Origin of the sequence: Prevotella sp. lc2012 (assembly GCF_900107065.1) — a bacterium.
Lineage (GTDB): Bacteria > Bacteroidota > Bacteroidia > Bacteroidales > Bacteroidaceae > Prevotella.
Genome location: NZ_FNUF01000001.1, coordinates 420,818 through 435,090, shown reverse-complemented (window position 1 = coordinate 435,090; position 14,273 = coordinate 420,818). Strand labels below are relative to the sequence as shown.

Annotated in this window: 16 protein-coding genes; all 16 read left to right on the top strand. The window is 43.6% G+C overall.

Annotated elements, in window-relative coordinates; all coding sequences use genetic code 11:
• The first annotated feature begins 1 nt into the window (after position 1).
• The 16 genes from aepX to BLU99_RS01905 all read left to right on the top strand — a co-directional run bounded on the left by aepX (position 2) and on the right by BLU99_RS01905 (position 14,251).
• Positions 2-1,315: a phosphoenolpyruvate mutase gene (gene aepX, locus BLU99_RS01980; protein WP_091899492.1), complete on the top strand. Its 1,314-nt coding sequence runs from the start codon at positions 2-4 to the stop codon at positions 1,313-1,315.
• Positions 1,316-1,330: 15 nt separating this feature from the next.
• Positions 1,331-2,272: an alkaline phosphatase gene (locus BLU99_RS01975; protein ID WP_091899491.1), complete on the top strand. Its 942-nt coding sequence runs from the start codon at positions 1,331-1,333 to the stop codon at positions 2,270-2,272.
• Positions 2,273-2,279: 7 nt separating this feature from the next.
• Complete coding sequence (gene aepY, locus BLU99_RS01970; RefSeq protein ID WP_091899490.1) at positions 2,280-3,419, top strand: phosphonopyruvate decarboxylase; 1,140 nt, start codon at positions 2,280-2,282, stop codon at positions 3,417-3,419.
• Positions 3,419-4,150: a metallophosphoesterase family protein gene (locus BLU99_RS01965; protein WP_091899489.1), complete on the top strand. Its 732-nt coding sequence runs from the start codon at positions 3,419-3,421 to the stop codon at positions 4,148-4,150. Before aepY ends, BLU99_RS01965 begins: the two co-directional genes overlap by 1 nt.
• Complete coding sequence (locus BLU99_RS01960; protein ID WP_091899488.1) at positions 4,147-5,145, top strand: NAD-dependent epimerase/dehydratase family protein; 999 nt, start codon at positions 4,147-4,149, stop codon at positions 5,143-5,145. Before BLU99_RS01965 ends, BLU99_RS01960 begins: the two co-directional genes overlap by 4 nt.
• Complete coding sequence (locus BLU99_RS01955; RefSeq protein ID WP_255397407.1) at positions 5,142-5,897, top strand: DUF6564 domain-containing protein; 756 nt, start codon at positions 5,142-5,144, stop codon at positions 5,895-5,897. The genes BLU99_RS01960 and BLU99_RS01955 overlap by 4 nt, the downstream gene beginning before the upstream one ends.
• Positions 5,894-7,072 carry a hypothetical protein gene (locus tag BLU99_RS01950; protein ID WP_091899487.1) on the top strand — a complete coding sequence of 393 codons (1,179 nt, stop codon included), beginning with the start codon at positions 5,894-5,896 and terminating at the stop codon, positions 7,070-7,072. Before BLU99_RS01955 ends, BLU99_RS01950 begins: the two co-directional genes overlap by 4 nt.
• 18 nt (positions 7,073-7,090) lie before the next feature.
• Positions 7,091-7,888, top strand: a complete 798-nt coding sequence (locus BLU99_RS01945; protein ID WP_091899486.1) for a LicD family protein — start codon at positions 7,091-7,093, stop codon at positions 7,886-7,888.
• A 24-nt stretch (positions 7,889-7,912) separates the two neighbouring features.
• Complete coding sequence (locus BLU99_RS01940) at positions 7,913-8,539, top strand: PglD-related sugar-binding protein (protein WP_091899485.1); 627 nt, start codon at positions 7,913-7,915, stop codon at positions 8,537-8,539.
• Between the two features lie 52 nt (positions 8,540-8,591).
• On the top strand, positions 8,592-8,822 hold the full coding sequence (locus tag BLU99_RS01935) for a phosphopantetheine-binding protein (RefSeq protein ID WP_091899484.1): 231 nt from the start codon (positions 8,592-8,594) through the stop codon (positions 8,820-8,822).
• Positions 8,822-9,862, top strand: a complete 1,041-nt coding sequence (locus tag BLU99_RS01930; RefSeq protein ID WP_091899483.1) for a ketoacyl-ACP synthase III — start codon at positions 8,822-8,824, stop codon at positions 9,860-9,862. Before BLU99_RS01935 ends, BLU99_RS01930 begins: the two co-directional genes overlap by 1 nt.
• Before the next feature lies 1 nt (position 9,863).
• Positions 9,864-10,616: an SDR family NAD(P)-dependent oxidoreductase gene (locus BLU99_RS01925; protein WP_091899482.1), complete on the top strand. Its 753-nt coding sequence runs from the start codon at positions 9,864-9,866 to the stop codon at positions 10,614-10,616.
• Positions 10,616-11,374 (top strand): SDR family NAD(P)-dependent oxidoreductase, encoded by a 759-nt coding sequence (locus tag BLU99_RS01920; RefSeq protein ID WP_091899481.1) that lies wholly within the window; start codon positions 10,616-10,618, stop codon positions 11,372-11,374. The genes BLU99_RS01925 and BLU99_RS01920 overlap by 1 nt, the downstream gene beginning before the upstream one ends.
• Positions 11,375-11,388: 14 nt before the next feature.
• The gene (locus tag BLU99_RS01915; protein WP_091899480.1) at positions 11,389-12,792 is read left to right on the top strand and encodes an AMP-binding protein; all 1,404 of its coding nucleotides are present in this window, start codon (positions 11,389-11,391) and stop codon (positions 12,790-12,792) included.
• A gap of 147 nt (positions 12,793-12,939) precedes the next feature.
• Positions 12,940-13,179 carry an acyl carrier protein gene (locus BLU99_RS01910; protein ID WP_091899479.1) on the top strand — a complete coding sequence of 80 codons (240 nt, stop codon included), beginning with the start codon at positions 12,940-12,942 and terminating at the stop codon, positions 13,177-13,179.
• A 13-nt stretch (positions 13,180-13,192) separates the two neighbouring features.
• Positions 13,193-14,251: a ketoacyl-ACP synthase III gene (locus BLU99_RS01905; protein ID WP_091899478.1), complete on the top strand. Its 1,059-nt coding sequence runs from the start codon at positions 13,193-13,195 to the stop codon at positions 14,249-14,251.
• The last annotated feature ends 22 nt before the right edge of the window (positions 14,252-14,273 follow it).

Here is a 14,273-nt window from a genome sequence, read left to right as displayed (position 1 = left end):
AATGAAAAATAAAATTGTATATTTAGGCATGATTGGTGATATCATGCATCCAGGATTGATTAACATTATTAATGAAGGTGCTAAATATGGTGACGTAATGATAGGCCTTTACACAGATAAAGCTATTGCGACCCATAAGCGTTTACCTTATCTTACATACGAACAGCGTAAGAATGTGATAGAGAATATCAAAGGAGTATCCTCTATTGTTCCTCAGGACGATTGGAGTTATGTGCCGAATCTTATGAGGTATAAGCCTGATTATATTATTCATGGTGATGATTGGGTATATGGTCCTGACAAGTATCTCCGCGATGATGTGTTTAAGACTATGGAGAAATTAGGAGGTGAAGTGATAGAGATACCATATACAAAAGGCATTTCTGCTTCTGGCCTAAAAGAGGAGATTGATTCTTTGGGTGTTACTCCCCAAGCTCGTCTTTCTACCCTCCGTCGTCTGATTTCTGCAAAGCCAGTAGTCCGGATACTGGAGTCACATAATGGTTTAACAGGTCTCATAGCTGAACATACAAGTTTTGAAGTGGATGGATATCATAAGGAGTTTGATGGTATGTGGGCCTCTTCACTTACAGACTCGACGTCAAAGGGTAAACCTGATATTGAGGCAGTAGACCTGACTACCCGTTTGCATGACTTGAATGATACGCTCGAAGTTACCACTAAACCTGTCATATATGATGGTGATACTGGTGGAAAGTTGGAGCATTTTGTATTCACGGTTCGTACTTTAGAGCGTTTGGGTATTTCTGCAGTTATTATTGAGGATAAGGTTGGACTGAAACAGAACTCTCTATTTGGCACAGATGCTATCCAAACTCAGGATACTATCGAGGGATTCTGCAATAAGATAAAGGCAGGTAAAGATGCACAAATTACCCGTGACTTTATGATTATTGCCCGTTGTGAGTCCTTGATAGCCGGTAAGTCTGTTGAGGATGCACTTGAACGCTGTCATTCCTATGTGGCTGCTGGAGCTGATGGTATCATGATCCACTCTAAAAACAATAGTGGTGAAGATATCAAGGAGTTCTGTCTGCGTTTCCGTGAGAAGGATGCCCATACGCCTATTGTGGCAGTTCCGACGACTTATAACCAGTTTACGGAGGAAGAATTAGCAGAGTGGGGTATTAATATTGTTATTTATGCCAACCACATGCTTCGTGCCGCTTACCCTGCTATGGTGAAGTGTGCAAAGAGAATTCTAGAGACTTCACGTAGTCTGGAAGCATCTGATGAATATTGTATGCCGATCAAGCAGATATTGAATTTAATCCCAGGAACAAAGAAGCAATAGAGACTGCGGTATAATATGAAAAGGAATGCCCTTTCAGTTCTCTTTATTGGGTTAATGTGCCTATTATTCTCTTTACAGGGATATAGTAAAGGCAAAAAGAATCCATTTCCGTCAGATATTCATGTCATTATAATAGGCTTTGATGGTTGGGGTAGCTATTGTATGCCCAAAGCGGAAATGCCTGTTGTAAAACGGATGATGGCACAGGGGTGTTGGACTCTGAAGAAACGCTCTGTTTTGCCCTCTAAAAGTGCTCCAAATTGGGCTTCCATGTTTATGGGGGCAAGTCCTGAAATACATGGCTATACACAAAATAATAAAAATGCCGAAATACCTTCTATGGTCGTTTCTGAAAATAATGTATTTCCGACTGTATCACAGTTGCTTCGTAAACAGAAAGAAAATGTGGAAATTGGCCTTTTTTATCAATGGAAAGGGTTAAATTATGTTGTTGATACTCTGTCGATTAATCATGCGTCTTATTTGCCAATACGTAGAAGAAAGGATTGGTATACAGAAATCAACGATTCTGCGTGTAAATATATAAGAGAGAAAAACCCATCGTTATGTACTATTATATATAATTATCCAGATCGTTATGGACATGCGAATGGATTTGACTCTAATGAATATTATGAATCGTTAAAAGTGTTGGATAAATGTCTTGATGTTATCATTCAAGCAGTCGATGATGCAGGTTTTTTAGATAAGTCCATTTTTATTGTGACGAGTGATCATGGGGGAATAGGCAAAACGCATGGTGGCAAAACACTAAAGGAAATGGAGACACCGTTCGTTATATTCGGAAATAATATAAAAAAAGGTTTTGAAATAAGTGATTCTATGATGCAGTATGATATTGCTGCGACAATTGCTTACATATTTGGTTTGGATGTGCCCCAAGCTTGGATAGGTAGACCAGTCAAAACTGTATTTGAAAAAATAAGAAAAAAATAGTCTTATTATGATTAGACCACAATTCTTTTATGATACGCTTGCAAGTTATGGAATTAATTTCTATGCCGGCGTTCCTGATTCGTTATTGAAAAATCTGTGTGCTTATATAACGGACCATGCTGACGCTGTTCATAATGTCATAGCAGCCAACGAAGGCGGCGCTATGGGCTTGGCAGCTGGTTATTACTTGGCTACAGGTCAAATCCCTGTCGTTTATATGCAGAACTCTGGTGAGGGTAATATTATTAACCCTTTAGCTTCGCTGACAGATTCTGATGTTTATAATATTCCTGTGTTATTAGTCATTGGCTGGCGTGGTAAACCTGGTGTGCATGACGAGCCTCAGCATGTCAAGCAAGGTAAAGTGACCACAGGCTTGCTCAATGTTATGGGTATTGACTATACGGTTCTCTCAAAGGAAGAAGAAAAGGCAGGAGCACAAATTAAGAAGGCTGTTGCCTATATGCAGGCCACCAATCAGTGTTATGCGATGGTTATCGAAAAGGATACGTTTGATGCTTATGTGCTTCAAAATGTAGAAAAGAATGATCTCGCTCTTTCTCGTGAAGATGCTATTCAGACCGTAGCAGCAGCTTTAGGCGAAAAGGATGTCATTGTTTCAACCACAGGTATGATCTCCAGAGAACTTTTTGAATACCGTACTGCAATGAATCAGGGACATGAACGTGACTTCTTGACAGTCGGCTCCATGGGGCATGCTTCACAGATTGCTTTGGGTATTGCGTTAGAAAAACAAGACAGAAGAGTCTGGTGCTTTGACGGTGATGGCGCCACTATTATGCATATGGGAAGTATGGCGATCGTGGCGCAAAAAGCACCGAAGAACTATATCCACGTGGTATTTAACAATGGTGCCCATGATAGCGTAGGTGGTCAGCCGACGGTAGGTTTGAATATCGACCTTTCTGCCATTGCCAAAGCAGTTGGTTACAAGACGGTTTATAGTATAGATTGTATGGAAGCCTTAGAAAACAAATTGTCAATTCTCAATTCACAATTGTCAATTAACGAATATCCAATTTTTATGGAAGTTCGTGTAAAGAAAGGTAATCGTAAGGACTTGGGAAGACCAACTACTACGCCTATTCAGAATAAAGAGGCTTTAATGGATTTTCTGAAAAAGTAATGAGATTAGTCCTTCTTTCAGATATTCATGCCAACGTTACTGCTCTTCAGGCGGTTCTTAAAGATATTGAGGGCATTGGAGAGTTTGATGCTTATGTATTACTTGGTGACTTTGTGAATTATGGCCCTAGACCCAATGAGGCTATAGAAATTGCAAAACAGCTGCCAAAGCCCGTGTTGGTAAACCTTTGGGGCAATCATGAGTATTCCATATTCGGTGGGAGCCTCGACCGGTTTTCTACCGATAGGGGAAGGGCTGTATTAAAATACACTAATGCCATTCTGACAAAGAAATCAAGAAACTATCTTGATACGTGTATGAATCATCAGGGATTCGAAGAAAAAGTAATAGAGCATAATACCATTCTTTTTGTTCATGGGAACATAGATGACCCATATTGGGGAAAGTTTGGAATTGATAAAATGAACGATGAGCGTTATGCAAAATATGACTATGTCATTTGTGGACATTCTCATATCCCTCATTATGTGGAGCATTTCTTCCCTTCAGAGAACCAAGTTTATCGTAACAAAAAAAGAACTATATTTATAAATCCAGGTTCAGTGGGTCAGCCTCGAAATCATAATCCATACGCTCAGTATGGCATTTTAGACACAGAGACGGGCAATTATGAACACAGAGGAGTATGGTATGACGTGGCTGCAGAACAGAGGTTGTTCAACGACAGCATTGATAAGTTTTACAAAGAAAGATTAATATTAGGGGTATGAAAAGTTTATATGTTCTAAGTGGCGCATCAGGAATGACGGGTAGTGAACTTGTACGCCAGATTTTGGAAGCAGAGAAGGATAGTCGTATTATCGGCTTCGACAATTTCTTTGCCAGTTCTATAGAAACGATCAAGGACTATCTTGATGACTCTCGTTTTGTGTTTAATGAGTACGACATCAATAATCTCTCTCAGATGAGAATCATTGAGGATGAGGTTGCGCGTGAAAAAACTTCATTTGACAGAACTGTCTATATCAACTGTGCTGCTGTTGTCCATACCGAGCATTTTTACGAAGTAGAGCATACTTGGGAAACGAATGTCATCTCTATGAAGAGTTTTTTGGAACAGGCTATCAGGGTAAAAGCTGATATCTATATCAACTGTTCTACCTCTGAAGTATATTCGATGCATTCGTGGAATGAGAACGGCGGGGTGCGTGAAAGCGATTACCTAATGATGTCAACGGCAGAGCACAGCCAACGTACCAGTTATGCCTGTGGAAAGCTTATGACCGAGTTCTTCATGAAGGATGCCGTGGATAAGGGTAAAATTAAGGGCTGTTCAATTCGTTTTGCTAATGTCTATAGCAAGCATGAGCGTTTTGCTAAGCATATCATTCCCCATATTATAAACGAACTGCTTGGGAAAGGTTCGGTAACGCTGTTGGAGAACTCGAAGAAAAATCGGCGTGCATTCTTGCACAATATTGATTCTTGTCGTTCGGTTATGGCACTTATTAACTCTGAAAAAGCCTTGGATGGTACTGTGTATAATGTGGCAACCGATGAGGAAATCACGATCATTGATCTGACCTATAAGATAGCAGAAAAGATGGGAATGCATAAGCCGGAGATTATTTTTAGTGGCTACCGTAGCTCTGATCCAGAGCGACGATTTCTGAATACAGAAAAGATTCGTACTCGCACCGATTGGACTCCTATCATTACTTTGGATAAAGGTTTGGAGATGTGTGTCGCTTCAATAGAGAAATGATGAAGAGCCTAATAATCACAGTGGCAGGAATGTCCAGCCGTTTTAATCGTGACACAAAAGAAGATGTTCTGAAGTGTCTCTATCACGAAGGAGCGACTTCCAAATCTCTGCTAAGTCAGCAGGTACACATGAGCTATGAACTGGTGGATGAAATCATTGTTGTCGGAGGTTACAAGTATGAGGACTTGGTTGATTTTATACGCAAAGAACTGAAGGATGTCAATTCTAAGATGAAATGTGTATATAATGAACATTATCATGATTATGGATCTGGATATAGTCTACTGAAAGGAATTGAAGTGGTATCTGAAAAGACTGATGAAATCATCTTTATAGAGGGCGACCTATTCTTTAATCAAGAAAGTCTTGAGTCTATCATTAATTCCCCTAAGAATGTGATTTCAATAAATAACGAACCCATCAAGTCTGACAAAGCGGTTGTCCTGTATTTTGACGAACAGCACTATCCTCATTATATTTATGATACTAACCATACCTGTTTAGAGATTCATGAGCCCTTCACTGCTATCTATAATTCTGGCCAGATGTGGAAATTCCAAGATCCCACTAGAGTTTGGGAGATTTGTCAGTTCCTAACGCCAGAACAGGAACAAGGTACTAATCTGGAAATCATTCAGAGGTATTTTGGTGCTATGAAAGAAAATTGGTTGGATATTGTTGAAATTAGAAAATGGTATAATTGTAACACTGTTGATGACTATCGAAGAGCAATAAAAGAGTTAGGAGTATGAAAGCAATAAATGAAAAATTGAATCTTCTTAAGACGAAGATTGAGAACAATGAAAAGATAACTATCTCCATCTTTGGCCTGGGTAGTGTCGGATGCTATTTGTTAGACTATCTTGTTTCGCTGGCTGATCCTCAATTACGACTGGTCGTGGTTGGACGAAATGCAGAGAAGATGACACAAGATGTGAATATCATTAAGACTGCAGCCACTATCCGCAGGCAGTTGCGTAGTGAAATCGTTATTGAAGGAGGTTGTGATTTCAAGGATGTTTCAAGTATTGAGAATACACTAAGAAAGATTCAGCCAGACTTTATTGTGAATAGCAGTCGCCTGTTTGCTGGTCTTAAATATGGCACAATCTCATGGTCAAATCTTCGTGCATATGGTATATGGTCTCCTATGTCAGTCTTATTGGGTAAGAACATCATGGAGGCTTACGAAAAAGCAGGATGCAATGCGATCAGTATCAATACTTCTTATTCAGATGCTGTGATTCCTTGGTTGAAGAGTGCTGGTATGGCTTATTTCGATTTTGGAAGTGGTAATCTAAATCACTTGATACCTCGTATGAAGTTCTATGTAGCAGAACAATGTGGAATTCAGAATTTGAACGATATAGACATAACTTTAGTCGCAAGCCATTTCCATGATGTTGTAATTAGTAAGGAAGGACACACGGAGGGTGTTAAGCTATTACTTAGTATTAAGTATCAGGGGAAAGAATTGAATATCAATCATGATGTTGTTTATAGGGCCTGTGGTATCCCTATGCCTACGGATCAGAAACGAAACATGATGAATGCCTCCAGCAATTTTGACATTATTCTTGGCATTCTGACTGCCATTCGCACAAAAACAACGGTCAAGATTCATACACCTGGCGTAGATGGTAATATCGGTGGTTATCCATATATAATAGACGCGGCAGGTGATACAGTCAAAGGTTACTTTACACCTCAATATGATATGGAAGAAATGCGTCAAGTGAACCGTAAGTCTATCTATTGCGATGGCATTGAGAATGTCGCAGATGGATACCTTATTTATACAGATGAACTCATTCGAAAAGTAAAAGATCGCTTTAAAGTTGACATTCCCAAGAGAGTCCATTTGTCTGAAGCAGAAAAGGTCGCAGATTTGTTGATTAATAGGATTATCATGGTAAATGGTAAATAGATAATAGATAGAAGAAGAATGAATACAATTTCATTTAAAGAATCAAGAGAAATAATGTTAGAGACACTAGATAGCATTGATAAGTGTTGCCGTGAAAATAACATAGAATATTCTCTTTGTTGGGGCTCCCTAATAGGTGCCATCCGCCATCATGGTTTTATTCCCTGGGATGATGACATCGACTTGATGATGTCACGTAAGGATTATAATCGTTTTCTTGAAGTATATAATGATGATAAGTTCAATATCTATACCCCACTCAAGGATAAAAATTGCGTACACCTTCTTACGAAGGTTTATCGAAAGGACACAAGAGTAGTTTTCAATAATTATAAGAAAAAAAGCCTTTGGGGGCTTTGGGTTACTATTTTCCCATATGATAATGTTCCAGATGTTGGACTTAAGAAATGGGAGATGAAAAGAACATTATTGACGAAACTTTATCTATTTAAAACTTTTCGTTATTTTAATAACGAAAAGTTGATTCTCAAGATTACTAAGTTCATCCTTCAAATTTCATTGGCTTTTTGTTCTTCTTTTACTCTTGCGAAAAAGATAGAAAAACACCTTTCAAAGTATAACCAAATAAAAACCAAAAAAATCTGTATTTGGGACTGTAGCTTTGGTTTTAGTCGTTTCTTCTATTTCCCCTCAGAGTTATTCGAAGAATATGTGGATGTGGATTTTGATGGTATAAAAAGCCGAATGATTAAGGGCTACGATACATTCCTTCGTATGTATTTTGGCGATTATATGCAATTGCCGCCAGAGGAGGAGAGGGTACCATCGCATGACTATGTCGCTTATTATGTATAATAGTATGATTGTATTGCTTAAATTATGAAACAACTGATTATTGTTGGTGCCGGTGGCATGGGACGCACGGTATATGGAATAGCCATGGAAAGTATTGGCTATGGTACTGAATTCATTGTAAAGGGCTTTGTAGATGACAACATTCATGCATTGGATGATTTTCAGAACTATCCACCTATCATTGGTACGCTATCTGATTATATACCCCAGGAGGATGATGTGTTCGTAAGTTCTGTTGGAACCGATTTTCGTCAAAAGTGTATAGAGAAGATACAAATGCATGGTGGCCGCTTTATTAATATCATCCATTCCACGGCGCGTGTCAGGACTAACGTGCAGATGGGTGTCGGTAATATTGTTTGTGCATATGCAATTATTGGTGCTGATTGTGTTGTTGGTGACTTTAACCTATTTCAAAATTTTTCCATCATCGGGCACGATGTCAGGGTGGGAAATTACAATCGAATTGACACCCATGTAACTTGCGTTGGAGGAATCACTATCTGCAACAACACAAATATCCATACCTCAGCTATCATTAATCATGGGGTGGTTGTTGAGGATGATGCTCATGTGGGAGCCGGCAGTTTTGTTATACGCAAGGTCAAGGCAGGAACCACAGTGTTTGGTAATCCTGCCAGAAGATTATAAGTATATTCTCTTTTTTATTTATAGGGATGTCCCGTAAAAAACAAAAAACATTATGGAATTAAAAGATTTTATTGAGAAATTTGCAGAACAGTTCGATGATACTGATGCAAGTGAGTTTAAGGGAGAAACAAAGTTTCGTGAATTGGATGAGTGGAGCTCTCTGATCGCTCTTTCTATTATAGCCATGGTGGACGAGGAATACGATGTAACCCTGAAGGGTGACGATATGCGTGCTGCCAATACTATTGAAGAGCTCTATCAAATCGTAAAGGGTAAACTCTAATGGCTTTGCTGACAGTAAAAGGAGTCCGGATTGCTGGCTTTTCTGCAGGTGTTCCTAAGCAGATAGTCTCAAAGATTGATTCAATCAATTCTTCCGACTATGATGCTTCTGAGTTTATAGAAAAGACAGGTATTAAGGAGGTTCGTGTATCTGATGATTTCACGGCCTCCGATCTTTGCCTTGCGGCAGCAGAGAAACTTCTGCAGGATCTCGGTTGGGAAAAGGATTCTGTTGAGGGCATATTTTTTGTTTCACAGCATCCTGACTATATCTTACCTGCAACCTCTTGTATTCTACAGGAGCGAATGGGACTCAGCAAGGAGTGTTATGCGATGGACATCTCTCTCGGTTGCTCCGGATGGGTTTATGGACTGAATGCAGCTTCTTCTGTTTTGGCTGGTCATGGTATGAAACGTGCCTTGTTGTTAGCTGGTGATGCCCGCAAACGGGCAAAGTGCGATTTTGACCCATTGTTCGGCTTTGCAGGAACTGTTACCGCATTAGAATATACAGGGCTTGAAGAGGACGTGATGCGCTTCCATTTAGGAACAGATGGTAGTGGCTATGATGCCATTATCATTCCTGATGGCGGTAGCCGGAATCCTGCCACTGTAGATTCCTTTAAAATGGAAGAGGTGGATGGTAAGATGATGCATCGTATGCAGACCCATATGAACGGTATGGATGTATTCTCTTTTGCCATATCAACGGCTCCTAAATCCATTAAGAAACTGATGGCAGAGGAGAAGAAAACAGCAGAAGACTATGATTATTTCGTTCTTCATCAGGCGAATACGATGATCAATGAGATGATTCGCAAGAAGATTAAGGCAACGCCAGAACAGGTGCCTTATAGTCTCCATGAGTTCGGAAATACTTCCATGGCCTCAATACCGCTCACCATCGTTACCCAACTGAAGGGGAAGGTGGAATCCAAACCAATAAGTTATATTGCTTGTGGGTTTGGTGTCGGTTTGTCATGGGGAACAGTTTCTTTTAGAACAGATGGACTCGTGATTTCTGATTTAGTAGAATTGTAGGATGAGTGCGTATTACAACCCGTTTTCATTAGAGGGTAAAACAGTCCTTATCACAGGAGCATCTTCTGGTATAGGTAGGGAAACAGCAATACAGTGTTCAAAGTTAGGGGCTACAGTGGTCTTGACTGCAAGGAATGAGGAGCGCTTGAACGAAACATACCGTCAGTTAGAGGGCTCTGGACATATACAGATCCTGGCAGAATTGACAGACCCGGAGCAAGTCATGTCTTTAGTTGACAGTCTGCCTGTTCTTGATGGTTTTGTCTTGTGTGCTGGCAAAGGAATGACTTTGCCTTTCCCTTTTTGTACAAGAGAAAAATATGATGAGGTTTTCGATGTGAACTTCTTTGCTCCTGTTGAGTTACTCAGACTATTGGTTAAAAAGAAGAAGACAGCAAAAGAATCCTCTGTCGTTTTTGTTTCCTCTGTTGGAGGAAATACTTCGTTTAATCTAGGTAATGGGGTGTATGGCGCTTCTAAAGCAGCACTTAATTCTACAATGAAATTCTGTGCCCGTGAGTTGGCTGCGAAAAAGATCAGGGTAAATAGTGTCAATCCAGGAATGGTTAATACCAACCTTATTCATGGTGGAGTTATTTCTGAGGAGCAGCATAAACTTGACATGGAGAAGTATCCTTTGAAGCGTTATGGTGAGCCTGCAGATATTGCGTATGGTATTATCTACTTGCTTTCTGATGCTTCATCATGGTTGACGGGACATGCTTTAGTTATAGATGGAGGTTTAACAATATAATGGAAAGACTTTTAGAGAATAAGGTTTGCATCATCACGGGTGCGGCGCAGGGTATCGGAAAGGGCATCGCAGAGCGGTTTGCCGCCGACGGTGCCATCGTCTATGCCTGTGATCTCCGTGAGGGCAGCATGGACGAGTGGGCGACGGTGTGCTCGGAGCAGAACAACACCCGTGTCATCCCGATGTACTTCGACGTGTCGGATGCGCCGGCCGTGAAGAACGCGCTGATGACGATCTTCAAGGAAGAGAAGCATATCGATGCCTTGGTGAACAACGCCGGTGTGGTGTTCAACAAGAAGATTGGCATGATCGTGCGTCAGGAGACGGAGCTGATGTTCCGCATCAACGTGATCGCGGTCATCGAACTGGTACAGCTCTGCTCCCGTCTGATGGCTCGTAACGGTGGTGGCTCGATCGTGAACATCGCCTCGGTGACGGCCGTGCTCGGCTCTCCGGGACAGTCGGCTTATTCGGCCACGAAAGGGGCTATCATGTCGTTCACGAAGTCTGCCGCCAAGGAACTGGCATCGCAGGGTGTCCGTGTGAATGCCGTGGCACCGGGCATCGTGAAGACAGAGCGTTTCGCCGAGCTCTATGAGAGCGACGGGGCGAAGATCGACCAGCGTATCGGACGTATCGCCTTAGGTCGCTTAGGAACACCCGAGGACATCGCCAATGCCTGTGCGTTCCTGGCCTCCGACCGTGCGTCGTATATCTCGGGTCAGATCCTGGGCGTTGACGGATGCGCCTCAATCTAATGGTTAGTTGATAGATGATATTGAATTTAGATAAATGGCTGCATGAGGCGGTGGCTGCCATCGATGCGCAGGGTAGCCAACTGACGTATGGCGGACTGCGCGACTTTGCGGTACAAGCCGGGATGCTGATGCCGGCCCGGTCGTTGTTCTTCCTGTTGGTGGAGAACAATGTGGGGGGCATCGCATGGACCATCGGGAATATCTGTGCAGGGAACGTGCCGCTCATCCTGAACGCACATCTGGACGAAGGATTATATAAGAGTCTTTTTGAGCTCTATCAGCCGCCTTTTGTCTGTGTGCCTGAGGCGATGGCCGAGCGATTCGGCTATGAGGTCGTCTTGACGTGTTTCGGTTATACGCTGATGAAGACAGGCTGTGAGGCGTGTCCGTTGCATGAGGATCTGTCTCACCTGTTGCCGACGAGTGGTTCTACGGGCAGTCCGAAGCTGGTGCGCCACCGATACGCGAATATCGAGGCGGCAGCCTTGAATATCTCCACGTTCTTCGAACTGACAGATAATGACCGTCCGTTGATGGTGCTACCGTTGTATTACACGATGGGCCTGTCGATGGTGTTCAGTCATCTCTATGTCGGAGCAACCATCCTGATTACCAATCAGAGCATGACCGACCGGAACTTCTGGCGGTTCATGAAAGAGGAGCATGCCACGAGCTTTACGGGTGTGCCCTATAGCTTTGAGATATTGAACCTCATGCGGTTCTTCCGCATGGATCTGCCCGATCTGACCCTCCTGACACAGGGTGGGGGCCGGATGACCAAGGAACTGAACCTGAAGTTCGCGGAGTTCTGCCGTGACAACGGCAAGCGGTGGATAGCTACTTACGGCCAGTCGGAGTGTACGGCTCGTATGGCCTGGTTGCCCGCTAAATGGGCCGTCGAGAAGGTGGGTAGCATCGGTATCGCCGTGCCCAATGGTGAGCTCTCGCTCATCGATATGGATAGTCAGCCCATCACCACCCCTCATACCGAGGGAGAGATGTGCTACCGGGGTAAGAACGTGACGATGGGCTATGCCCGGAAGCGTGACGACCTGCTCTTAGGTGACGAGCGCCATGGGTTTATCCGTACGGGCGACCTCGCTTATTTCGATGAAGACGGCTGTTACTATATCGTCGGTCGCATGGGTCGTTTCCTGAAGCTCTTCGGCATGCGTGTCGGCCTTGATGAGTGTGAGCGTATCGTGAAGGGCGCATTCCCCGGACTGGAGTGTGCCTGTGTCGGCACCGACGAGAAGATGCTGGTCTATCTCACCGACGAGAGCTACAAGGATCGAGTGAAAGAAGAGCTGGTCAACCGCCTGAAGCTCGTTGCCACCTCCTTCGAGGTCCGCATCATCCCAACCATCCCCAAGAACGAGGCCGGCAAAACCCTCTACGCCCAGCTCCCCGCACAATAACTGCGGTCCCTGAGCCACCCCCTTCTGCGGTCCCTGAGCCTGTCGTAATCGACCTCTGGTCGCTTGGCTCGTCCAAGAAGGGGAAACCGCGGATAAAGCATCGAAGGGAATACCACAAAGAAAAAACAAAAAACACAAAATAAGATAATGGAAAATATAGAGAAATACAACAATGCATTTGTTGAAGTCTTCGGCGCAAAGGTAGAAGACTTAAATGACAACTACAGCAAAGAGACTGTAGCAGAATGGGACTCCGTACATCAGCTGAGCCTGATCTCACAGATGGAGGATGCCTTCGACATCATGTTCGATCCCGAGGATATCATGGAGATGACCTCCTATGCCAATGGCAAGGCCCTCCTGAAGAAATATGATGTAGAGCTTTAACAGACTATAATAAATGGCAAAATGGGAAATTAAGAACGTCAACATCGCCGGCGTGGCCATGGCCGTACCGGAACACACGGTGAAGACGGCAGATATAGACCTGTTTACGGCAGAAGAGGCAGAGGTCTTCGACAAGACCGTCGGCATCAAGTCGCGTCATATCGCCCCTGATACGATGTGCGCCTCGGACATGTGCCAGGCGGCAGGAGAGAAGCTACTTGAGGAATTAGGGTGGGAGAAGGACAGTATCAATGCCCTGATCTTTGAGTCGGTGACTGGCGACTACCGCACACCGCCCACCTCTTGTCTGCTACAAGACAGGATGGGGCTGTCGGAAGACTGCTTTTGTGTGGATATCCCGATGGGTTGCTGCGGTTGTATGTACGCCATCACGGTGGCAGGCAACCTGCTGACCACAGGACAGATCCGTCGTGCCCTGCTGTTGGTCGGTGATACCGCCCTGCGTATGGGCTCTATGAAGGACAAGAGCCGTGTGCCCTTGTTCGGTGACGGTGGTACGGCCATCGCCCTGGAGTATGACGAGACCGCCCATGATATCATCATCGACTTCCATACCTTAGGTAAGGGTGCCGATGCCTTGATGACCCCTCATGGAGGCTTCCGCCATCCGGCCACACCCGAGAGCTTCGAGTATGAGGACTTTGGTAATGGCATTGTCCGTGCACCGATCCATACGCTCATCAACGGCATGAACGTGTTCTCGTTTGCCATCAGCCGCCCCCCGAAGTCGGTGGAGCAGTTCCTGGCCGACTACCATATCGACCGCAATACCGATATCGACTATTTCCTGATCCATCAGGCCAATAAGATGATTGTGGATAGAGTGGTGAAGAAGCTGAAGCTGCCGCTGGAGAAGGTGCCTTACAACCTCGAGGAGTTCGGCAACCTCGGTGGTGCCAGCATCCCGTCGCTGATGGTGACACGTATTGCCGATAAACTGAGAAAAGAAGAGACCACGATCCTTGGCTCTTCCTTCGGTCTCGGTCTGAGCTGGGGCACGATGCTCCTGAAGACCAAGCCGATGGTGGTGCCGGAGATGGTAGTGATGTAAGATAATAGAATCAAGATTATTT